The 20,610-nt window shown below is 69.0% G+C and carries 21 protein-coding genes; 14 read left to right on the top strand and 7 right to left on the bottom strand.

What is annotated here, in order from left to right; all coding sequences use genetic code 11:
* Positions 1-3 precede the first annotated feature (3 nt).
* The 10 genes from FXO18_RS09025 to FXO18_RS08980 all read left to right on the top strand — a co-directional run bounded on the left by FXO18_RS09025 (position 4) and on the right by FXO18_RS08980 (position 8,708).
* A complete protein-coding gene (locus tag FXO18_RS09025; RefSeq protein WP_149360714.1) occupies positions 4-909 on the top strand; it encodes an ABC transporter substrate-binding protein in 906 nt (301 codons plus the stop codon).
* 134 nt (positions 910-1,043) lie between these two features.
* Positions 1,044-1,940 (top strand): sulfurtransferase, encoded by an 897-nt coding sequence (locus tag FXO18_RS09020; RefSeq protein WP_149360713.1) that lies wholly within the window; start codon positions 1,044-1,046, stop codon positions 1,938-1,940.
* The gene (locus FXO18_RS09015) at positions 1,937-2,362 is read left to right on the top strand and encodes a SufE family protein (protein ID WP_149360712.1); all 426 of its coding nucleotides are present in this window, start codon (positions 1,937-1,939) and stop codon (positions 2,360-2,362) included. Before FXO18_RS09020 ends, FXO18_RS09015 begins: the two co-directional genes overlap by 4 nt.
* Before the next feature lie 248 nt (positions 2,363-2,610).
* The gene (locus tag FXO18_RS09010; protein WP_149360711.1) at positions 2,611-4,392 is read left to right on the top strand and encodes an acetyl/propionyl/methylcrotonyl-CoA carboxylase subunit alpha; all 1,782 of its coding nucleotides are present in this window, start codon (positions 2,611-2,613) and stop codon (positions 4,390-4,392) included.
* A gap of 55 nt (positions 4,393-4,447) precedes the next feature.
* Complete coding sequence (locus tag FXO18_RS09005) at positions 4,448-4,870, top strand: DUF1707 SHOCT-like domain-containing protein (protein WP_149360710.1); 423 nt, start codon at positions 4,448-4,450, stop codon at positions 4,868-4,870.
* Between the two features lie 5 nt (positions 4,871-4,875).
* Positions 4,876-5,241 (top strand): GNAT family N-acetyltransferase, encoded by a 366-nt coding sequence (locus FXO18_RS09000; RefSeq protein WP_149360709.1) that lies wholly within the window; start codon positions 4,876-4,878, stop codon positions 5,239-5,241.
* A gap of 75 nt (positions 5,242-5,316) precedes the next feature.
* On the top strand, positions 5,317-6,315 hold the full coding sequence (locus FXO18_RS08995) for a malate dehydrogenase (RefSeq protein ID WP_149360708.1): 999 nt from the start codon (positions 5,317-5,319) through the stop codon (positions 6,313-6,315).
* Positions 6,312-6,659: a VanZ family protein gene (locus FXO18_RS08990; protein WP_235900545.1), complete on the top strand. Its 348-nt coding sequence runs from the start codon at positions 6,312-6,314 to the stop codon at positions 6,657-6,659. Before FXO18_RS08995 ends, FXO18_RS08990 begins: the two co-directional genes overlap by 4 nt.
* 92 nt (positions 6,660-6,751) lie before the next feature.
* The gene (locus FXO18_RS08985; protein ID WP_149360707.1) at positions 6,752-7,363 is read left to right on the top strand and encodes a hypothetical protein; all 612 of its coding nucleotides are present in this window, start codon (positions 6,752-6,754) and stop codon (positions 7,361-7,363) included.
* 52 nt (positions 7,364-7,415) lie between these two features.
* Positions 7,416-8,708, top strand: a complete 1,293-nt coding sequence (locus FXO18_RS08980) for an alpha/beta fold hydrolase (RefSeq protein ID WP_149360706.1) — start codon at positions 7,416-7,418, stop codon at positions 8,706-8,708.
* Between the two features lie 12 nt (positions 8,709-8,720).
* Here the strand turns inward: FXO18_RS08980 and FXO18_RS08975 are convergent, their stop codons facing one another.
* Entirely contained in the window at positions 8,721-9,227 is a 507-nt protein-coding gene (locus FXO18_RS08975) for a protein-tyrosine phosphatase family protein (RefSeq protein ID WP_149360705.1), read from the bottom strand.
* Positions 9,228-9,405: 178 nt separating this feature from the next.
* On the opposite strand from FXO18_RS08975, the gene FXO18_RS08970 reads away from it, so the two are divergent.
* Positions 9,406-9,942, top strand: coding sequence for a glycine cleavage system protein R (locus tag FXO18_RS08970; RefSeq protein ID WP_328593401.1), 537 nt, complete (start codon positions 9,406-9,408; stop codon positions 9,940-9,942).
* Between the two features lie 451 nt (positions 9,943-10,393).
* The gene (locus FXO18_RS08965) at positions 10,394-11,221 is read left to right on the top strand and encodes a DUF6226 family protein (RefSeq protein ID WP_187774266.1); all 828 of its coding nucleotides are present in this window, start codon (positions 10,394-10,396) and stop codon (positions 11,219-11,221) included.
* A gap of 7 nt (positions 11,222-11,228) precedes the next feature.
* Here FXO18_RS08965 and FXO18_RS08960 read toward each other — a convergent pair whose 3' ends face one another.
* From FXO18_RS08960 to glpD, 3 genes are all read right to left on the bottom strand, one after another.
* Positions 11,229-11,735 (bottom strand): GNAT family N-acetyltransferase, encoded by a 507-nt coding sequence (locus tag FXO18_RS08960; RefSeq protein WP_235900544.1) that lies wholly within the window; start codon positions 11,733-11,735, stop codon positions 11,229-11,231.
* On the bottom strand, positions 11,732-12,013 hold the full coding sequence (locus FXO18_RS08955; protein WP_149360828.1) for a type II toxin-antitoxin system TacA family antitoxin: 282 nt from the start codon (positions 12,011-12,013) through the stop codon (positions 11,732-11,734). The genes FXO18_RS08960 and FXO18_RS08955 overlap by 4 nt, the downstream gene beginning before the upstream one ends.
* A gap of 224 nt (positions 12,014-12,237) precedes the next feature.
* On the bottom strand, positions 12,238-13,986 hold the full coding sequence (glpD, locus tag FXO18_RS08950; protein ID WP_149360704.1) for a glycerol-3-phosphate dehydrogenase: 1,749 nt from the start codon (positions 13,984-13,986) through the stop codon (positions 12,238-12,240).
* 247 nt (positions 13,987-14,233) lie between these two features.
* On the opposite strand from glpD, the gene glpK reads away from it, so the two are divergent.
* On the top strand, positions 14,234-15,772 hold the full coding sequence (gene glpK, locus FXO18_RS08945) for a glycerol kinase GlpK (protein ID WP_235900543.1): 1,539 nt from the start codon (positions 14,234-14,236) through the stop codon (positions 15,770-15,772).
* A 151-nt stretch (positions 15,773-15,923) separates the two neighbouring features.
* Here the strand turns inward: glpK and FXO18_RS08940 are convergent, their stop codons facing one another.
* A complete protein-coding gene (locus tag FXO18_RS08940) occupies positions 15,924-17,327 on the bottom strand; it encodes an NAD(P)H-quinone dehydrogenase (protein ID WP_149360702.1) in 1,404 nt (467 codons plus the stop codon).
* 150 nt (positions 17,328-17,477) lie between these two features.
* Between FXO18_RS08940 and FXO18_RS08935 the strand changes: the two genes are divergently transcribed.
* Positions 17,478-17,948, top strand: coding sequence for a gamma-glutamylcyclotransferase (locus FXO18_RS08935; RefSeq protein WP_149360701.1), 471 nt, complete (start codon positions 17,478-17,480; stop codon positions 17,946-17,948).
* 12 nt (positions 17,949-17,960) lie between these two features.
* Here FXO18_RS08935 and FXO18_RS08930 read toward each other — a convergent pair whose 3' ends face one another.
* Complete coding sequence (locus FXO18_RS08930; RefSeq protein WP_149360700.1) at positions 17,961-19,016, bottom strand: ABC transporter ATP-binding protein; 1,056 nt, start codon at positions 19,014-19,016, stop codon at positions 17,961-17,963.
* A complete protein-coding gene (locus tag FXO18_RS08925; RefSeq protein ID WP_235900542.1) occupies positions 19,013-20,530 on the bottom strand; it encodes an ABC transporter permease in 1,518 nt (505 codons plus the stop codon). The genes FXO18_RS08930 and FXO18_RS08925 overlap by 4 nt, the downstream gene beginning before the upstream one ends.
* Positions 20,531-20,610: the final 80 nt, after the last annotated feature.

Genomic DNA, 20,610 nt, shown 5'->3' with positions numbered 1-20,610 from the left:
CGCATGCCCACGCGCCGTGATTTCCTCGCCCTCGCCGCTACCTCGGTCCTGCTCGCGGGATGCTCGGGCAACGGCGATGACGGCACCGCCGGGGACGCGACCGCACCTGGCCGGACAGTATCCACGCCCCTTGGCGAGGTGGAGGTGCCGGCCGCGCCGCAGCGCGTCGTGGCGATCGATGCGCGCCAGGATCTCGAGATCGCGCTCGCGCTCGGTCTCCCCCTCGTGGGCTACACGTCGCGGTCGGTGCAGCCGTGGGTGCCGCTCGGTGGCGGGGTAAAGCGGCTGGCATCGCCGGTGGACGTGGCGGAGATCCGGGAGCTCGGGCCTGATCTCATCCTGTCGACGAGCGTCGAGGACCAGTACTGGCTCGCGCCGGGACTGACCGATGTGGCGCCGGTGCTGCCGATCGACCCCGCCGCCCCGTGGCCGGAGAACCTGCGGGCCGTCGCGGGGTGGCTGGGCGCCGAGCAGGCCGCGCGCGATGCGCTGGACCGGTACGAGGAACGGCTGCAACGAGTCCGGGAGCGGCACGGGACGGCGGAGATGACGGAGCCGGTGGCCGTCCTCGACCTTCGCGTTCCAGGCCAGGTCGGCGATCTCAGTCATCCGCCGGGCGTGCCGTCCACCGTGCTCGCTGATCTGGACGTGCCGGTGCTGCGCTTCACGTCCGCGGCGGGAGAGCAGCTCGGGCCCGAGGCTGGCAGGCTGCTCGGGGACGCGGCCCGGCTGCTAGTGATCACCAATGAGCCTGGCCTGGATGCGACGGCCCTGGCCGGCGATGAGGTGCTCGGCATGGTGCCCGCTGTCCGTGATGGACGTCTCGTCATCACCGGGGATGTAACCTACGGCTCGGTGTACACGGCCCTGGAGATCCTCATCGAGATGGACCGGTTGCTGCGGCTCTAGCATCACCACCGAAAGTGTGACGCTCCTCACTGCTAGGCAGGCAGCGATGCGGATGAGGTGATCGTCGCCGCGCGCGGAAACAGCTACCGTTGAGGTGACAACATTTCCACGGGCATTCAAAAGGAGCTGACACCGTGCCTGTACCTCCTGAGAACAACCCAGCGTTTGCCGAGTACGCCCACCCCGAGCGCCTGGTGTCCACCGAGTGGCTGTCCTCGAACCTGGGCAGGCCCGGGCTGAAAGTCGTGGAGTCCGACGAGGACGTCCTGGTCTACGACATCGGCCATGTCCCCGGCGCGATCAAGATCGACTGGCACCTGGACCTCAACGATCCCGTGACGCGTGACTACATCAACGGCGAGCAGTTCGCCGCGCTGATGCGCCGCAAGGGCATCAGCCGCGACGACACTGTCGTGATCTACGGCGACAAGTCCAACTGGTGGGCGGCCTACGCGATGTGGGTCTTCACCCTGTTCGGGCATCCCGATGTGCGGCTCCTCGACGGCGGCCGCGATGCATGGATCTCCGAGGAGCGCGACACGAGCTTCGACGTGCCACGTCTCCCACCGACCGACTACCCCGTGGTAGAGCGCGATGACACCGTGATCCGGGCCTTCCGCGAGCAGGTGCTCGAGCACCTCGGCGATGGCCCGCTGGTGGATGTCCGGTCGCCGCAGGAGTACACCGGCGAGCGCACCCACATGCCCGACTATCCAGAGGAGGGCGCGCTGCGCGGCGGGCACATCCCCACCGCGGTGAGCATCCCGTGGGCGAAGGCCGCGGCGAGCGACAGCCGCTTCAAGCCGCGCGCCCAGCTCGAGGAGGTCTACGGCGGCATGGACCCCGCCGATGACACCATCGTGTACTGCCGCATCGGCGAGCGCTCGAGCCACACGTGGTTCGTCCTCACCTATCTCCTCGGATTCACCCGCGTGCGCAACTATGACGGCTCGTGGACCGAGTGGGGCAACACGGTGCGCGTTCCCATCGCCAAGGGCGAGCAGCCCGGTGCGGTCCCCGCTGCATCATGACCAGCGCTGCGGTTCCCGAGTCGTTGCAGGAGATCATCGACGACTTCCAGGCCATGGAGGGCGAGGAGCGGGTGCAGCTGCTGCTCGAGTTCAGCCGCGAGCTGCCGCCGCTGCCGCCCGAGCTGGAGGAGGCGGCGATGGAACCGGTGCCGGAGTGCCAGTCGCCGCTGTTCCTGTCCGTCGATGCCACCGATAGGTCCGCGGTGGTGCTGCACTTCAGCGCGCCGCGCGAGGCACCCACCACGCGCGGGTTCGCATCGATCCTCCATCAGGGGCTCGATGGGCTGAGCGCCGACGAGATCCTCGGCGTGCCCGATGATTTCTATCTCCAGCTCGGTCTCGAGTCGATCGTCAGCCCGCTGCGGCTGCGCGGCATGTCAGCCATGCTCACGCGAGTGAAGCGTCGCGTCCGCGAGAGCTGACGCAGCAGGTCCAGACCGGCGCGCACAGGATTTCCACGGATATTCTGTCGCGTCGGTCACTCCGTTGCGCCCCTGGTTCTGCGAGAGTCGGGGGTAACGAGTTATCCCCAGATCGGCAGCCGGCTCACACATACCGGCACCGACTGCCTAGACTCATCACCGACGCAACCTCGATCCGTTGTTCCCGGGGGGTGTCGCACGACCGTGCCGGCCCCCGGTGAGCAACCTTGTTGAACCCAGGAGGGTCAGTGCCCAGCGAGACGACTGCACGCATCACCAAGGTCCTCGTTGCCAACCGTGGCGAGATTGCGGTGCGGGTGATCCGTGGAGCCCGGGACGCGGGCATCGCGAGCGTCGCCGTGTACGCCGAGCCCGATGCCAACGCTCCATTCGTGCGGCTCGCCGATGAGGCCTACGCCCTTGGCGGCCAGACCTCCGCGGAGTCCTACCTCGTCTTCGACAAGGTGATCGACGCCGCCCGCCAGTCCGGCGCGAACGCGATCCACCCCGGCTACGGGTTCCTCTCCGAGAACGGTGATTTCGCGCAGGCCGTGATCGACGCCGGGCTGATCTGGATCGGCCCGGACCCGCAGTCCATCCGCGACCTCGGCGACAAGGTCACCGCTCGCCACATCGCGATGCGCGCCGGTGCCCCGCTCGTGCCCGGCACCGCCGACCCCGCCGCGAACGCGGACGAGGTCGTGGACTTCGCCAAGGAGCACGGCCTGCCCATCGCGATCAAGGCAGCATTCGGTGGTGGCGGCCGCGGGATGAAGGTCGCCCGCACCATGGAGGAGATCCCCGAGCTGTTCGACTCCGCCACCCGCGAGGCCGTCTCGGCGTTCGGCCGCGGCGAGTGCTTCGTGGAGCGCTACCTCGACAAGCCCCGCCACGTCGAGGCGCAGGTGATCGCCGACAAGCACGGCAACGTCGTGGTCGTTGGCACGCGTGATTGCTCGCTGCAGCGCCGCTTCCAGAAGCTCGTCGAGGAAGCACCCGCCCCGTTCCTCTCCGATGCCCAGCGCGATGAGATCCACAGCTCCGCGAAGGCCATCTGCCGGGAGGCGCACTACCACGGCGCGGGCACCGTCGAGTACCTCGTCGGCCAGGACGGGCTGATCTCGTTCCTCGAGGTCAACACGCGCCTGCAGGTGGAGCACCCGGTCACCGAGGAGACCTCCGGCATCGACCTCGTGCGCGAGCAGTTCCGCATCGCCGAGGGCCAGGTCCTCGACCTCAAAGAGGATCCCAAGCCGCGCGGCCACTCGTTCGAGTTCCGCATCAACGGCGAGGACGCCGCCCGCAACTTCCTGCCCGCCCCCGGCGCGATCACCACCTACCAGGTGCCGTCCGGCCCCGGCGTGCGCGTCGACTCGGGCGTGGAGGCAGGCAGCATCATCGGCGGGCAGTTCGACTCGATGCTCGCCAAGCTCATCGTCACCGGTGCCACCCGCCAGGAGGCTCTCGAGCGGTCCCGACGCGCCCTCGCCGAGTTCATCGTCGACGGCATGGCCACGGTGATCCCGTTCCACCGCGCCGTCATCGAGGATCCCGCTTTCATCGGTGACGCCAACGGCTTCGATGTGCACACCCGCTGGATCGAGACCGAGTGGGACAACAACGTCGAGCCATTCGCCGGCGGGCTGGCCGCCGAGGAGGAGGCTCTGCCACGGCAGAAGCTGGTCGTCGAGGTCGGCGGCAAGCGCCTCGAGGTCTCGCTGCCCGGTGACTTCTCCGTCGCCGCGAGCAGCAATGGCGGCGCCCGCAAGAAGCCGAAGGCACGCGCGCGCGGCGCGGCCGGTGGCGCTGGAGCATCCGGCGATGCCGTCGTCGCCCCCATGCAGGGCACCGTGGTGAAGGTCGCGGTCGAGGAAGGCCAGGAGATCGCGGAGGGCGAGCTCGTGGTGGTTCTCGAGGCGATGAAGATGGAGAACCCGGTCACCGCGCACAAGAGCGGCACCGTCACCGGCCTCGAGGTCAGCCCCGGCACCGCGGTCACGCAGGGCACCGTCTTGTTCGAGCTCAAGTAGCACGAGCCAGCCCCACGGTCCACGGATCCCCCATCCCACCGATACACTCGGCGGCATGGGGGATTCTCCGGATAGGCGTCCAGACGTGCGCATCGGGCATGCCGAGCGGCAAGCTGCCCTCGATGCGCTCAACGAGCATTTCAGCGCGGGCAGGCTCACGCTGCACGAGTTCGACGAGCGGACCGCACGTGCCATCGCGGCCATCACCCGGGCCGAGCTCGAGCCCCTGTTCCAGGACCTGCCCGCGCTCGGCACCGCATCCACCGCGCCCGCGGTGCCTGGCCAGCAGCAGGAAGGCACGCCGCTGCGGCAGCGGCTCCCCCGCGACACCATCATGGCGCTCACGCCGTTCGTGACGCTCGCCCTGTTCATCATCGTCGACTTCCCCAACGACTGGCTGCTGTTCCTGCTGATCCCGGTGATGGGCATCGTCCTGTACGCCGGTGACGAGGACGACGACAAGGACAAGGGAGACTAGGGGCCATGGAACCTGTCGAGATCAACGCCGGCCAGTGGTACTTGCGCGCCCTGCGCCACGACGAGCGCGTCAACGATTCCGCCGCCCTGCTCGGCCACGGAATCGCCGACCCCGCCGCCTATGTCGCCCGCTGCACCAGCGACTGGGCCACCGAGCAGCGGCTCACCTGGGCCGTCTGCGAGCCCACCACGGGCGAGATGCTGGGCGAGATCATCGTCGAGCCGGTGGACCCGCCCGTGCGCGAGGGCGGCGCGGCACGCCTCGAGTCATGGGGCTCCGACGGCACCGAGGAGGCCATCGCTACCGCGCGCGCATCGGTGCTGCGCTTCGCGCGCGGCGGGCTCGGCCTCGAGCTCGCGGAACCGATGTGATCTTGGCGGCCGAGCAGGCCGCGCGGCCCATGCCGCGGGTAGCGTGAACGGGAGACCAGGCGCAGGGAGGTGCTCATGTCCACTCGCTCACCCATCCGGGTCGCCGTCACGGGCGCGGCAGGAACGATCGGCTACTCGATGCTGTTCCGCATCGCCTCAGGGGCCATGCTCGGCTCGGATGTCCCGGTACGGCTGAGCCTGCTGGAGATCCCGCAGGGGCTGCGCGCCGCCGAGGGCGTCGCGATGGAGCTCGCCGACTCCGCGTTCCCCTTGCTCGCGGGAGTAGACATCACCGATGATCCGCGGGAAGCGTTCGACGGTGCTTCGGTAGCCCTGCTCGTGGGGGCCCGCCCGCGCACCGCCGATATGGAGCGCAAGGACCTGCTCGAGGTCAATGGGGCGATCTTCGGCCCCCAGGGGCGCGCGATCAATGACGTCGCGGCAAGCGATGTGCGCGTCGTGGTGGTCGGCAACCCCGCTAACACCAACGCCGCGATCGCGCGGGCGCACGCCCCGGACGTTCCGGCGTCACGGTTCACCGCGCTGACGCGGCTCGACCACAATCGAGCACTCGCGCAGCTCGCCATGCGGGCCAGCGTTCCGGTGGGGCAGGTGCGGAACGTGACCATCTGGGGCAATCACTCCGCGACCCAGTATCCCGACATCTTCCATGCTGACGTCGCGGGAACGCCCGGCGCGCGGCTCGCCCGCGATGAAGCGTGGCTCACCGAGGAGTTCATCCCCACGGTGGCGCAGCGCGGTTCCGCGATCATCGCAGCGCGGGGCACCTCATCCGCGGCGTCCGCGGCGAACGCGACGATCGACCATGTGCGGGACTGGGTGCTCGGCACGCCCGAGGGCAGCTGGACCTCGGTAGCGATGCCATCCCCCGGCTCGTACGGGGTGCCCGCGGGCCTGGTGTCCTCGTTCCCGGTCAGCTCGCGGGGCGGTGAGTGGGAGATCGTCGAGGGCCTCGAGCATGGTGCGCTGTCGAGGCGCCGGATCGCGGCATCGGTGGCGGAGCTCGAGGAGGAGCGCGCGGCGGTCGAGGCCCTGGGGTTGCTGCCGGAGTGATCGTGGTGCGCGCGCTGCCGCTGCTCCTCACGTTCATGGTGGTGTGCGTGATGCTGTTCTCCCCCGCGCCCGAGACCAGCAGCGCGATACCGCATCTCGACAAGGCGATCCATGCGGGCATGTTCGTCGCGCTCGCCGTGGCGTCGCGCTTCGCCCGCATTCCTGTCGTGGCGAGCCTCGCATGGCTGCTGGTCTTCGCGGTGGCATCCGAGGTGCTGCAAGGTGCGCTGCCCCTCGATCGGTCGCCCGATCCGATGGATGCCCTCGCCGACGCGATTGGTGCGATAATGGGAATCTTGTTGCACAACAAGATATTTGACGTACGAAGCGAGGAACCAGCGTGACCGTGCAAGTACCGTTCACGAGGCGAACGATTACCCAGTCAGCTCGTCCAGGGCACCCATCCCCGCGTGCCGGAAGCGGTAGAGTAGCGATCGTGAGCAACGAGCGCGACAAGGACTCCGCACCGGACCAGCCGGTAGCGAGAACATCGCGCGTGCGGCTGCGGCTGCCGCTTCCCCTCGCTCTCGGCGGGAGCAACCACCACACCGCCGCCCAGCCCGAGCCGCTCGCGGCCAGCGTCGACGATCCGGCAGCCAGCGGCGGTCGGGTTCCCGATGCACTGAGGTCGGTGGCCTCGGTTCCCGGGCACCTCGGCAAGACCGCGAAGGGCGCGCTCACCCCGGCGCGCAACGCCATCGCGCATGCCTCGCACACATTGACGCCCCGCCCCGCTCCCGAGCCCGAGCCGCCCGTGCTCACCGCGAGCGATGCGGAGATCCTCCGCGCCGTGCAGCAGGAGCTGCAGATCCTCGCGCGCACCGTCCGGGACCGCCGCATCCGCCGTCGCCTCCACGCCGCCCGCGAATGCCTCAACGAGGTGGGCAAGGAGACCAAGTCCTCCGGCCTGGTGCCACGGCTTTCCCGCAATCGTGATTCGCTCGCGCGCCTGCAGCATGTGCGGGCCGTGGAGCTGCAGCGTCGGCGCAATCCCCTGCACCCCTTGCGGTACCCCGGCTACATGAAGTTCGCCATCAGCAAGATCTAGCAAGATCAAAGGTCTCGATACGGCAACGACCCCCGTCGCCTACACTGCGTTAATGCCGGGGATCACCACATCGAAGCTTTGGGGCGCCATCGCGCTCACCGCGCTCACCACCATCGCGACGACTATTAGCGTCGCCACCACCGCGCAGGCCCAGTCGCCAGAGTTCTACGCACCACCTGCCGAGACCAGCTCCACCAGCCCCGGCGCCATCCTCAAGGCCGAGCCGCTCACCCTCCTGCTCGAGATCCCCACGCCCGACGGCATCCTGCCCGCCGCGGGCACCCGCATCATGTACAGCAGCACCGACGGCAACGGGCAACCCACCGCCGTCACGGGCACCTACCTCGACCCCGCCGTGCCCTGGAACGGCCCGGGCCAGCGCCCCCTCGTCAGCCTCGCCCCCGGCACCCAGGGACAGGGCGACCAATGCGCGCCCTCCAAGCTCGCCAGCCAGCTCATCCAGTACACCCCGCCGCTCGACCTGCGCGGCGAGTACGAGATCCCCTTCATCACCGCCATGCTCGCCCAGGGCATCGCCGTCGTCGTCACTGACTACCAAGGACTCGGCACGCCCGGCCACCACACCTATGTCAACCGCCTCGCCCAGGGCCACGCCGTACTCGACGCGGCCCGAGCGGCCCAGCAGCTCCCCGGCACCCGCATCACCAACAACGGCCCCGTCGCGCTGTGGGGCTACTCCCAGGGCGGATCCGCCGCCGCCTCGGCCGCCGAGCTGCATACCACCTACGCTCCCGAGCTCGACCTCAAGGGCACCTACGCCGGAGCACCACCCTCGGACCTCGCCGCCGTCCTCCAAGGCATCGACGGCACCATCCTCACCGGAGCCATCGGCTACGCCATCAACGGCATCACCGAGACCTACCCCGACGTCACCCCCATCCTCGAGACCGAGCTCAACGAGCGCGGCACCACCATGCTCCGCGACGTGGCCGGCCAATGCGTCGCCGAGACCGCGCTGACCTACGGGTTCCAGCAGACCAGCAGCTTCACCCGCAGCGGAGAACCCCTCTCCGCCGTCCTCGACCGCTACGGCCTTGTCACTGGGATCCTCGAGGACCAGAAGCTCGGCAGCCTCACGCCCAGCGCCCCCGTGCTCCTGCAGATCGGCACCGCCGACGACATCATCCCCGCCGGGCAGGTCCGCCAGCTCGCCGCCGACTGGTGCTCACGCGGCGCCACCGTGCAGCTCACCGATAACCCGCTGCCGCCCATCCTCCCCGGCCTCGCCGTCAACCACGCCCTCCCCTACGTCGCCGGCATCGCCGAATCCATCACCTTCATCAACGACCGGATCGCCGACCGCCCCGTGACCGGCAACTGCTAGCCGCCTCGACGGTCACCTCAGCGGTCGCGTGCCGGAGAAGCGCTCGAACCACCGCTCGGCATCATCGGAATACCGCAGGAACGCACCGGGCCGCGCCCGCAGGACGATGTGCTCCGCCACTGCCGGGCGATGGCCAAGCACCAGAAGCACCGCATACACCAGCGAGGGACTGCGGTGCGCACCATGCTCGCAGTGCACCAACAGATGCCGGCGCTGGCCGACCCAGCGATCGAGGATGTGCTCGACGCCGGTACTGAACCAATCGAACGGAATGGGCGCGCCCGAGTCCTCGATGCCATGGCTGAAGTACTCGATCCCCGCGGCACCCCAGAACGCGCTGTCATCAGCGTTGGCGCGCAGGTCCACGACCGAACGGATGCCGTGGCGCGCATAAGCTCCGAGGAGTTCCCTCGGCATGCCCGGGTCCACATGCTCGGGAGCGCAACCGATCCACAGGCCCCGCCTGACCAGCGATAGCTCGCCCGTGTCTCCGCCCAGCACCCGACCAGTGTCACCCACCCCTGGATCGCAGGCAACAGTGCCCGCTGCTGGGTGGCACCGCCGGGCGCAGGCCTCGGCTGCCAGGCCTATGCGTGCTCTTCTCGGGCCTGGCTCCTCGGGCCGCATGCCACCCTCGGAGCTCGGGCATGCGCCGAGAAGCGCTCGAACCACCGCGCATTGTTGCTAGCATTCGCGGGTGCAGCGAAACCTCGTCATGACCATCATCGGCGATGACCGCCCCGGCCTCGTCTCCGCGCTCGCGAACGTCATCACCGCCCACGGCGGCAACTGGGAACGCAGCCAGATGACTGAGCTCGCGGGAAAGTTCGCCGGGATCCTCGTGGTCACCGTCCCCTCCGAGCAGGTCGAAGCACTCATCGCCGCGACACGAGCGCTCGACGGGTTTCTCGATGTCTCCGTCCACGAGGGTGCCGCGCCCACCACCACCGCGGAGAAGCCACAGCATCTCGCGATCAGCGTGCTCGGAAACGACCATCCAGGCATTGTCCACGAGCTCTCCTCCGCCCTTGGCTCCCGTGGCCTGAGCATCGACAAGATCACCACCCTCACCCGTGAGGCACCCATGGCCGGCGGCATGCTCTTCGAGGCACACCTCGAGGTGCGGCTGCCCCGCGAGATCGAAGCATCCGCCATCCGGGGCGACCTAGAGCGCATCGCCGCGGAATTGCTCGTCGACCTCGAGATCGACGAGTTGCACGACTCGGTCGGGTAGCCGGGGCGGGTTCCGGCTGGCTCGCGGCTTGGGCCAGCCTCGACCGCGAGTGTGCGAAAAACGACAGGTCCAGCGCGATTTGCTGTCGTTCTTCGCACACTGGCGCGGAATTCGCACACTGGCGAGGCTGGGCGGGGACCGCCCGCCCCCGCTACCGCCGTGCCTCGACCAGCAGCACCGCGCCTCGACCAGCAGCACCGCGGCGGTTACCCACACGCTCGGCGACCATAAGCCCGCCAGCACACCCGCACCAACCAGGAACACAGAGCTCGACACCCGCCACCACAACGGTTGGCCGCCAGCTCCTTGGTCGGCTGCATCAACCTCGCTCATCGGCTCCATCATTGGCCTCGCCTCCCTCGTCCAATGAGACCACGGCCTGGCGCCTACCGCTCGATGGGAAGCACCACAGGGCAACAAGAGCCAGCGCGAACCACGCTACGCTCTGACCATGCGCGAAACGTCCTGGTGGGAGGCCTACAACGATGGCGTGCGCGAGCTCCAGGAGTCCGGATGGGCGGAGAACCTGTCGGCGCTCTCACCCGACGTGTGCGCTTTGCTCGAGGACGTCGACGCTGAATGCGCACGAGCCGGATCACGGGGAGCTAGCGGCGCGAGCACACTTCGCCAGGGGAAGTATCGCATCGTCATCGACCGGGCGCAGGCCTGGGCGGCGGTGCTCCTGCGACGTGGCTGGGCACGCCCGGGCGAGCCAGCTCGCTGGGCGGCGCGCTCATTCCACGAAGGTGGCGAGGAGAATGTCCTGGTGCCGGCCGCCAAGGGGGCGGTGCCACTAGTGCTGACGATCCACGCACCGGCAACTGCCGACCGCGTTCCAGCCGTCTGCATCGCAGCGGGCGACCCGGCTGTCATTCTCACGAGCATCCCCGACTGCTTCTGCGAGGACTGCGACCCTGGGCCGGCCGCGTTGCTCGAGGAGATAGACCAGTGGGTACTCTCGGTGGTCGATGGTTCCCTGGACCTGGCAGTGACGGCCAAGCGCTATTCGGTGCGAACCTCTTTCGGTAGCGAAGGAAGATCTCCGGTGCAGTTCTGCACCGAATCCACCGCATTCGTCGCTGCCCCGTGGCCCCCAGGATGGTCGGCCAGATCGTTGGTGCCCGATTTCGCGGGGAAGAAGCAGCAGGCGTGGTCGGCGCCAGCAGCAATCGAGCGGCTGAGGATGTTTTGGAACCTTGGCCCCAGCGCGCTGCCTCGGCCATTCTGGTGGCCGCGTCGGGATGAAGGATTGTCGGCGACCTATCGGCGCCGGGGGTAGGCGACCGCTAGAGCGCGAGGGCTTGTCTTGCTGTAGCCATCGTGATGAAAAGCCTGCTGGGTCGGCCTTTGACGCTCTTGAAGCCGTACTGCTGGTAGAACGCGGCTGCGGCATCGTCGATCGCGTCGACCACTATCAGTCGGCCACCGCCCGAATCGGCCACTCCCACAGCCCTGCCGACCGCATCCAGGAGCAGTTGCTCCCCCAGCCCCCGACCGTGCAGGGCTCGGTCAAGCGCCAGCTTGCCGATCAGATATCCAGGGATCACCCTGAATCCCTTGTGGGCCGACTGCGGGTAGCCGCCGTCTTCGTGGCGCTCTACCTGCGTGGGGTTGAGGGAGAAGTATGCCAGCACCGTCGTGTCGCCTGGCTCGGTCCATACGAACACTCGCGCGAGATCGTTTTCGCAGGCGCGCACGGCGGTGGACCTCAGCCAGCCATCGAGCGAGTCCTTGCCGCACGAGAACCCGGAAAGGTCGTGGGAGGAACCGAGCCGCGTCGACTCGTAGATCATTTCCGAATGAACGCTGAGTTCTTCGCTGCGGCAGCCGCCAGTCGCGGGGCTTCCTCTGCCACATCAAGCGCGGAAAGGAGCTCGTCGAACTGCGCGGCGGGCATCAAGGTGACCAGATCCCGGGCGAGCACTTCGGAAGCGCGATCGAACGCAGCCTTGCGGACGAAGTCCGAGGGCTTCTCGTGCATCGCAGCGGCGGCGCGGTGGATGTAGTCAAGTCGTTCGTACTCGATCCGCACCTCGATTCGCGAACTCTTGGTGGATTCCCTGGCTGGCATGTCTTTCCCATCCGAATGTCTGATCGACGCTTTCATCGCCCCTCCACTGTACGGCGTTTGTCCTACAGTGGGCAAGAGGGTGCCCCGAGCCAGGCCAGAAGGCCCGTGGCATTCGACCGCGAGTGTGCGAAAAACGACAGGTCCAGCGCGATTTGCTGTCGTTCTTCGCACACTGGCGCGGAATTCGCACACTGGCGAGGCTGAGCGAGGACCAGCCGCCCCCGCTACCGCCGCGCCTCGACCACCTCGGTGACGGGCTCGAGGAGGTACTCGCGTGATTCAGGGGCGGCGGCGCGCAGGGCGTCGGCGGAGGCGTCGTCGGGCTGCTGCTGGGAGTCGATCTCGGCCTTGACGCGCGCGTCGAACAGCTCGACCTCGCGGCGGCGCTCCTCGTCGTTCCAGCCGAGCACGGGCGCGACGAGGGAGGCGACCTCCTCGGCGCAGTCGACGCCCCGGTGGGAGTACTCGATGGCGATGCGGGTGCGCCGGGCGAGGATGTCCTCGAGGTGCAGGGCGCCTTCCGCGGCGACGGCGTACACGATCTCGACCTTGAGGTAGTCGGGAGCGTCGGTGAGCGGCTCGAGGAGCGTCGGATCGTCCTCGGCGAGGGCGAGCACATCTCCGATGAGGGATCCGTAGCGGTCGAGGAGGTGCCGCACGCGGTAGGGGTGCACGCCGTGCTGCGCGCCGAGGTGGTCGGCCTGGTTGACGAGCGCGTGGTAGCCGTCCGCGCCGAGCAGTGGCACTTGCTCGGTGATCGACGGCGCGACCCGCACGGGAACGTACTGGACCGCGGCCTCGATTGCGTCGGCGGCCATCACCCGGTAGGTGGTGTACTTGCCGCCGGCGATGGCGATGAGCCCGGGCGCTACCTCGGCGACGGCATGCTCGCGGGAGAGCTTGGAGGTGCTGTCGCTCTCGCCAGCGAGAAGGGGCCGCAGCCCGGCGTACACGCCAGTGATGTCCTCGGGGCGCAGCGGGGTGACGAGCACCTTGTTGACGTGGGCGAGGATGTACTCGATGTCGGCGTGCGTCGCGGCGGGATGCGCGAGATCAAGGTGCCAGTCGGTGTCGGTGGTGCCGATGATCCAGTGCCGGCCCCACGGGATGACGAACAGCACGGACTTCTCGGTGCGCAGGATGATCGCGGACTCGCTGATGATGCGATCGCGCGGCACCACGATGTGCACGCCCTTGGAAGCGCGCACGCGGAAGCGGCCGCGCTGCCCCGAGAGCTCCTGCAACTCGTCGGTCCACACCCCGGCGCAGTTGACGACGGCATGCGCGCGCACCTGCCCGATCTCCCCGGTCTCGCAGTCCCGCACGCGCACCCCGGCGACGCGGTCTGCTTCCTTGAGGAACCCGACTACCTGCGTGGACGGGCGCACTATCGCCCCGTAGTTCGCGGCTGTACGGGCGACGGTCATGGTGTGGCGGGCGTCGTCGACGACGGTGTCGAAGTAGCGGATCCCGCCGATCAGGGAGCGTCGCTTGAGCGCGGGAGCCATCCGCAGCGCCCCGGCCCGTGTCAGTTGCTTCTGCGCCGGTACGGATTTCGCGCCGCCCAGGCGGTCATACAGGAAGATGCCCGCGGAGATGTAGGGCCGTTCCCAGTAGCGCTTGGTGAGGGGGAAGAGGAACTCGAGCGGCTTGACGAGGTGCGGCGCGAGTCGGCTCATCGCCAGCTCCCGCTCGTGCAGGGCCTCGCGCACCAGGCCGAACTCGAGCTGCTCGAGGTAGCGCAGGCCACCGTGGAACATCTTCGACGAGCGGCTCGACGTGCCCGATGCGAGGTCGCGGGCCTCCACGAGGCCCACGCGCAGGCCGCGGGTCGCGGCGTCGAGCGCTGCCCCGCAGCCGACGATGCCACCACCGATGACAATCACGTCGAACATCTCGGTCGTCAGTGCTTTCCACGCCTCGTCCCGCTGGCGCGGCCCCAGCACATGGTTATCCGAACGGTGTGCCACCATGTCTCCCTCGGCATCGTCCCGCGAGCCCCTGTCCAGGCCCGCGGTGCATTGTCGCCTCAAGGCCCAGGCTAGAGGCACCCGCGCGATCCCGCACACGCCTCACCAACAGCGACACACGACCGTGACGCGTCCCGGCCGGCACAAGCCGCGAAACCACCGTGGAATGCCCGCCACATGCTCGCTGCGCCTAGTAGCTTGGGCACCACATGCACGCCCCATCCGCCGCGCCCCATCCGCAGGAGCAGACGTGACCGCGACCCCCGCCGCAGATCCCTCGAAGTTCATCGCCGCGATCGACCAGGGCACCACCTCGAGCCGCTGCATCATCTTCGACCATGCTGGTCGCATCATCACGACGGTGCAGAAGGAGCACCGGCAGATCTTCCCCCACGCGGGATGGGTCGAGCATGACCCCGTCGAGATCTGGACCAACGTCCGCGAGGTCGTCGGCGGTGCTATCGCCAAGGCTGACCTGCCCAAGGACGCCATCGCGGCGATGGGCATCACCAACCAGCGCGAGACCACCGTCGTGTGGGACCGCGCCACCGGCAAGCCCCTGTACAACGCCATCGTCTGGCAGGACACCCGTACCGAGTCGATCTGCCAGGAGCTTGCCGCCGAGCACGGCCCCGATCGGTTCCGGGACCGCACGGGCCTGCCCATCTCTACCTACTTCGCGGGGCCGAAGATCCGCTGGATCCTCGACAATGTCGATGGTGCCCGCAAGCGTGCCGAGAACGGCGAGCTGATGTTCGGGACCATGGATACCTGGGTGCTGTGGAACGCCACGGGCGGGCCCGGGCGCAATGGCGAGCCGGAGGGCGTGCACGTCACCGATGTCACCAACGCCTCGCGCACCCTCATGATGGACCTGCGCACCCTCGACTGGGACCCCGAGCTGTGCGCGGCGATCGGCATCCCCATGTCCATGCTGCCCGAGATCCGCAGCTCCTCCGAGCACTACGGCACCATTCGTCCGCGCCGGGGCCTCGATGGCGTCCCGATCGCGGGCATCCTCGGCGACCAGCAGGCCGCCACGTTCGGGCAGGCCTGCCTCTCCCCCGGCGAGGCCAAGAACACCTACGGCACCGGCAACTTCCTGCTCCTCAACACCGGTACCGAGCCGGTCACCAGCACCCACGGCCTGCTCACCACGGTCGCGTACAAGATCGGCGATGCGCCCGCCGTCTACGCGCTCGAAGGTTCCATCGCCGTCACTGGCTCGCTCGTGCAATGGCTCCGCGACAACCTCGGCATCATCCGCGACGCTCCCGAGATCGAGACCCTCGCCCGCGAGGTCTCCGACAATGGGGACGTCTACTTCGTGCCCGCGTTCTCCGGCCTGTTCGCGCCCCGCTGGCGGCCCGATGCCCGCGGTGCCCTCGTCGGGCTCACCCGCTTCCACACCAAGCACCACATCGCCCGCGCCGCGCTCGAGGCCACCGCCTACCAGACCCGCGAGGTCCTCGAGGCTGCCCAGGCCGATTCCGGCGTGCAGCTCTCTGCTCTCAAGGTCGATGGAGGCATGGTCGCCAACGAGCTGCTCATGCAGTTCCAGGCCGACATCCTCGGTGTCCCGGTAATCCGGCCCGTCGTCTCCGAGACCACCGCTCTCGGAGCGGCATACGCTGCCGGGCTCGCCGTCGGCTACTGGTCCAGCGAGGACGAGATCCGCGCTAACTGGGCCGAGGACAACGTCTGGGAGCCGAGCATGGAGCCGGCCGAGCGCGAGCACCTCTACGCGCAATGGAACAAGGCCGTCGAGCGGACCTACGACTGGGCATAGCTGTCGGCTCCGGCCTCGCGCAAGCTGGCTCGGGCGTCGGGCGTCTGGCCACGGCCCAAAAGCACCGGAAACGGCCAAACGCGATAGAAAATTCCCGGGATACCAGGGAGTTTCTATCGCGTTTGCGGCTGGAGCCGAGCTAGAGCCGCGACTAGTCGAGGTCGTCGTGGCGCATGAGCTGCCGGGCAGCCTCGTTGATCGATCCCGAGAGCGAGGGGTAGACGGAGAAGGTCGAGGCGAGGTCGTTCACGCTGAGGTGGTTCTGCACGGCCATGGCGATGGGCAGGATGAGCTCGGAGGCGTCGGGGGCAACGATGACGCCGCCGATGACCACGCCGGTGGCGGGGCGGCAGAAGATCTTGACGAAGCCGCGGCGCAGTCCCATCATCTTGGCGCGCGGGTTGGTGTTGAGCGGCAGCATGACGGTGCGGGCGGGGATGTGTCCCTCGTCGATGGCGCTCTGCGCGACGCCGACGGTGGCGATCTCGGGGCGGGTGAAGATCGCGGAGGCGACGGTCTTGAGCTTGATCGGGTTCACGCCCTCGCCGAGGGCGTGGTACATGGCGATGCGGCCCTGCATCGCGGCGACCGAGGCGAGGGGCAGCAGCCCGGTGCAGTCACCTGCGGCATAGACGCCGGGGACGGTGGTGCGGGAAACGCGGTCGACCTGGATGTAGCCGCCCTTGTTGGTCTCGATGCCGACGCTGTCGAGGCCAAGGGTGCCGGTGTTGGGGACCGAGCCGACGGTCATGAGGGCGTGGCTGCCCTCGACGGTGCGGCCGTCGTGGATCGTGACAAGCACACCGTTGTCGGTGGTCGTGACGGCATCGGCTCGGGCATGCTTGATGAGGGTGACGCCGCGCTCGGCGAAGGATTCCTCGAGCACGATGGCGGCGTCGGCATCCTCTGCGGGCAGGACGCGATCCCGGCTGGTGACGACGGTGACCTTGACGCCCATCTCGGTGTAGGCGTTGACGAACTCGACGCCGGTGACGCCGGATCCCACGACGATGAGATGCTCGGGCAGTTCCTCGAGGTCGTAGAGGTGCCGCCACGTGAGGATGCGCTTGCCGTCGGGCTTCGCGTCGGGGAGCACGCGGGGCGCGGAGCCGGTAGCGATGAGGACGACCTCGGCGTCGAGGGTGTGTTGCTCGCCGTTGAACAGGTCTGCCTGCACGGTGTGGGTGGCGAGCCCCCGGGCGGAGTCGACGAGCTTGCCGACGCCGTTGAGCAGGGTGACGCCCTCGCGCTGGAGGCGCGCGCGGATGTCCGCGGACTGGGCCTGGGCGAGGCTCTTGACGCGTTCGTGGACGAGCGGGACGGAGATGCCGACGTTCTTCGGGTCGAACTCGATGCCGAGGGCGGAGGCGCGGCGCAGGTCCGTGCGGATGCCGGTGGAGGCGATGAAGGTCTTGGACGGCACGCAGTCGTAGAGGACGCAGGCCCCGCCGATTCCGTCAGCATCGACGACGGTGACGTCGCCTCCGTGCTGTGCTGCGACAAGAGCGGCCTCGTAGCCCGCTGGTCCGCCGCCGATAATGACTATCCGGGTCATTGGTGGGATCCTCCGTCCGCCATGGGTGAGCGTCGTTCCGGTGTCCAACGCTATAGCGTCGGCGTGGATCACGTGCGCATGGGTGGTTGTATCGGGGAAGATGGTAGCTAGTGATATAGCCGTGCGACGAGAAAGACGTGGGGTTCTGCTGTGCCTTTGTATGCCGCTTACGGGTCGAACATGGATCCGGAACAGATGCTTGCCCGCGCTCCCCATTCGCCGATGTCTGGCACGGGATGGCTCGAGGGGTGGCGACTGACCTTCGGCGGTGACGATATCGGCTGGGAGGGCGCGCTCGCGACGGTCGTGGAGGAGCCAGGATCACGGGTGTTCGTGGTGCTCTACGACGTCACTGCCGAGGACGAGGTGAACCTAGACCGGTGGGAGGGCACCGAGATGGGCATCCATCGCAAGCTGCGGGTGCGGGTGGATCTCATCAGCGGCGGCTCGGCGCTGGCGTGGCTGTATGTGCTCGACGCCTATGAGGGCGGCTTGCCGTCGGCGCGGTATATCGGTGTGATGGCCGATGCCGCGGAGAAGGCGGGCGCTCCCGAGGATTACGTTCACTCGTTGCGCCTGCGCGCGAGCCGCAACGTCGGGCCGGGGCCGACCTTCGACTAGCAGCCCGCTCCCCTAGTCCGGGAACACCGGGACCGCGGCGGTGACGTGGATGTCCACGAGGTCGCCGAGGCGCAGGCGCTTGTCGCCAGGGGTGAAGGAGCGCACGCGGGTGGCACCGTCCGTGCTAGTGGCGGTGATGATGGTGGCGGGTCCGGTGAAGCGCACGTCCGTGACGCGATAGTCGCTGGCATCCACTGCGGGAGCGATGTCGATCTGCTCGGGCCGGATCAGCGCGAGTCCCGGTCCGGTAGCGCCATCGAGGATCGGTACCGGGCCAAGCGTGGTGCTGGCCCATCCCTCCGGCGCCTCGCTGGGGTCAGCGGGAACGGTGATGGAATCGCCGACGAACTGGCCGACCTCGAGCGTGGCGGGCGTGTGGTAGATCTCCTCGGGCGTGCCGATCTGCGCGATCTTGCCACCGAGCATGACGACCACGCGGTCCGCCATTCCCAGCGCCTCGTCCTGGTCGTGGGTGACGAGCACCGAGGTGATACGGCGCTCGTGCAGCAGGGACCGCACATCCGCGCGCAGGGTGGCGCGCAGTCCGGCGTCGAGCGCGCTGAACGGCTCATCGAGCAACACGATCGCAGGGGTGGGGGCGAGAGCGCGGGCGAGCGCGATGCGCTGCTGCTGGCCACCAGAGAGCTGCGCGGGCCGGGCCTTGCCGTAGCCGGGCAGGCCCACGAGGTCGAGGAGGGTGTCGGTGGCGGCGGCACGCTGGGCGCGGGTGGTGCTGCGGCGCAGCCCGTAGCCGACGTTGGCGGCGACCGTGAGGTGCGGGAACAGCGCGCCTTCCTGCGGGACGAGGCCAACGCGGCGCCGCTCGGGCGCGATGTGCAACGTGGAGTCGCGCGCGACGGTGTGCTCGCCAATGGTGATGCTGCCCGCGCTGATGCGGTGCAGCCCGGCGATGGACCGGAGCAGGGTGGTCTTGCCGCACCCTGATGGACCGAGCACGGCGAGCAGCTCGCCGGGATGGATGGCGAGGGTGATGTCGTCGAGGACCTGGCGCCGGCCGTAGCCCGCGGAGAGGCCGTGGATGCCGAGCGCGCTGGGGCGTGCGTTCATGCGGTGGCGCGCTCCTTCGTGGCGGCGGGTGGCACGGCCTCGTCGGGACCGTCGGCCTCGTGCGCGAGGGGCAGGCGTGGCGTGGTGGAGCGCCAGCCCATGACGTTGCCGAGCAGCAGCGCGGGCAGCGCCGCGACGAGGATGAGCGCGACGGCGTAGGGGGCCGCGGCTCCGTAGGAGAGCTCGGCGGTGCGCGACCACAGCCCGGTGGCGAGGGTGTCGACAGTGGTGGGGCGGAGCATGAGCGTGGCGGGCAGTTCCTTGGCCGCGGCGAGGAACACGAGTGCCGCGCCGGCCGCGGTGCCGGGCAGCGCGAGCGGGAGGATGACACGCAGGCTGGTGCGCCAGCGTGGTTCCCCGAGCGTGGCGGAGACGTCCTCGAGCGATTCGGGGATGGCCTCGATGGCGGATCGGATGGCGCCGACCGCCAGCGGCAGGAACAGCACCATGTAGGCGATGATCAGCATGGGGATCTGCTGGTAGAGCTGGGGCAGCGCGCGGATGCCGAGGAAGACCACTGCGAGCCCGACGGTGATTCCCGGCAGTGCGAAGCCGATGTAGGAGACGGATTCGGCGGCGCGGGCGGCGAGCGAGCGGGAGCGCGCGGCGAGCAGCCCGATGGGGATGGCGGCGAGGGTGGTGGCGAGCGCCGCGAGGCCAGCCACCTGGATGGTCGAGGCGGTGGCGGCCCAGATCTCGCTCCAGTCGATGGATACCCGCTGGCTGCGGAGCATCCACCGCCCGAGGGCGGCGAACGGCAGGAGGACGCCCATCGCGACCACGAGGCCGGCAAGCAGGTAGACGGGAACGCCGAGCGGCCCGAGCACGAAGGGGCGTGTCGCGCGCGGGGCTCCGGTGGCGATGCGGGCGGCGAAGCCGCGGCGGGCGCGACGCTCGGCGATGGTGAGGAGGATGGCTGCCGCGGCGAGGATGAGCCCGAGGATGGCGGCGGGGGTGCGGTCGAAGGATCCCTGGTAGCTCATGAAGATCGCGACGGTGAAGGCCTCGTACCGCATGAGCGCGACAGCGCCGAAGTCGCTGAGCGTGTAGAGCGCGACGAGGAGGCCACCGGCGGTGGCGGCGGGCCAGACCTGCCGGGTGGTGATGGAGAGGATCGCGCGGATGCGGGAGCTGCCGAGGGTCTGGGCCACTTCCTCGCCCGCGGGGTCGGCGGCGGCGAGGGCCGCTGCCACGGGCAGGAACACATACGGGTAGCTCGCGATCGTCAGGACCGTGGCGGCACCGATGAAGCCGGTGAGCTGTGGCAGCTCGGCCACCCAGAGGAAGCCAAGCACGTAGGACGGTATGGCCAGCGGGAGGGTGAAGAGCACGCCGAGGATCCGGCGCCCGGGGAGATCGGTGCGGACCACGATCCACGCCAGCACGGAACCGAGGATGATGCAGGCGACCGTGACGGTCAGGGCGAGGATGCTGCTGCGCCAGAACAGGTCGAGCGTGCGGGGCCGCTCGAGGACCTCCCGCACGACGGCGGGCCCGCGCTCGAGGGCTCGCACGATGAGGTAGAGCAGCGGCGTGGTGGCGAGGGCCGCGATGGCCAGCGCGGTCGCCCCGAGGATGGGCCGACCGCGCTGGC

The organism is Lolliginicoccus suaedae (assembly GCF_008312885.1).
GTDB classification, from domain to species: Bacteria; Actinomycetota; Actinomycetes; order Mycobacteriales; family Mycobacteriaceae; genus Lolliginicoccus; species Lolliginicoccus suaedae.
This window is presented reverse-complemented; position numbering and strand designations above follow the sequence as displayed.